This is a genomic window from Campylobacter sp. TTU-622, from assembly GCF_016598965.1.
Classification (GTDB): Bacteria; Campylobacterota; Campylobacteria; order Campylobacterales; family Campylobacteraceae; genus Campylobacter_D.
This window is the reverse complement of record NZ_JAENKR010000157.1, coordinates 1-1,398: the sequence shown is the minus strand read 5'-3', so window position 1 is coordinate 1,398 and position 1,398 is coordinate 1. Positions and strand designations below refer to the sequence as shown.

The following is a 1,398-nucleotide window of genomic DNA, read 5'->3' as shown; positions in this document are numbered from 1 at the left end:
TGTCTTTATTATCTCCACCTACAACTATAGTGTCTAATTTGCCTGATTCATCTGAAGTAACAAGCCAGTCTTCTATGATTATGGCACCGCTTCCATTATTGGTTAAGTTATTACCGCTACTATCTTTACTTATAGTTCCTTGGTTATTTACGAAGATAGTTCCAGTTGAACTATTTATGATTCCACTACCTATGGTTGCACCTTCTCCATTTGAAATTTCAAGATTGTTATCACTATTATTAGTAATAGATCCACTTATACCTGTATCAGAAGTAGAAGTATTTGTAATAGAATCAAGCTTACCACCTTCCTCTACTACTATACTTCCTGTAATAGAACCATTACCTGTATTAGTAATACCACCTTCTACTTGAGCTCCGTTTTCTATCTTGATATCACCACCTATAGATCCATTATCTGTATTAACTATATCTCCTTCTATTTTAGTATTTGATCCACTTATAGTTATACCACCTGTAACAGTTCCTGAACCTGAATTTTCTATAGCTTTACCAGAATCTGAACCTATAGTAGCTCCATCTTTTATAGTTATAGAACCAGATATTTTTCCACTTTCATTTGAAATAGCAGCACCACTTCCACCTTTTACCATAGAGCCTTCACCAGATAAAACCATATCTCCGCTTAAAGAGGCTGAGTTACGTAACCTTATTCCATTAATACCACCTTGTATTACACCTCCATTAGAAAGTTCTATTTTTTGAGTACTTGAACCAATTCCTAAATAAATACCATATTTACCACCATAAACACCACTAACTGTAGCATCTTTTTTTGAATTTTTACCTCCATTTATATATAAATCTCCTAAACGTTGCCATTGACCTACTTCTATTCCAGATTCTTTACCATAAACTATACCTCCATCTTTTATGGCAAGTGTTCCAAATTTACCATAAGATACGGCTATGCCAGAAGCATTTGAACTTATAGTTCCAGTATTTATTATATTATCTATAGTTCCGCCTGATTCTAATTTTATACCAGCATCTGTTTCTTGATTACCATTGGCAATTATAGTTCCAGAATTTTCAAGAGTCTTTATATTACTACTTACAAATATACCAGAGTTAGCACCTTTTATGGTTCCGCTATTATTAAAAGTTTCTATAGTTGCTCCGTCAGCTATATTTACACCCCGATTGCTATTATTACTTATAGTTCCACTATTAGTTAGAGTTTTAATAGTTGCATCATTTACGTTTAATGCTCCATAGCTACTATTACCCTGAATCAATCCATTGGTATCATTTTTAAAATTCTCTATAGTTGTTCCACTAGCTATGTTGATCCCATGACCACTATTGCTACTTATAGTCCCACTATTAGTAAAAGTAGTAATCTCAGTATTACCAAGATAAATAGCCTCACCATTGT

At 33.3% G+C, this 1,398-nt stretch carries 1 protein-coding gene; it reads right to left on the bottom strand.

Annotated elements, in window-relative coordinates; translation table 11 throughout:
* A partial coding sequence (locus tag JG677_RS08140) for a beta strand repeat-containing protein (RefSeq protein WP_442778895.1) occupies positions 1-1,398 on the bottom strand: 1,398 nt, incomplete at both ends.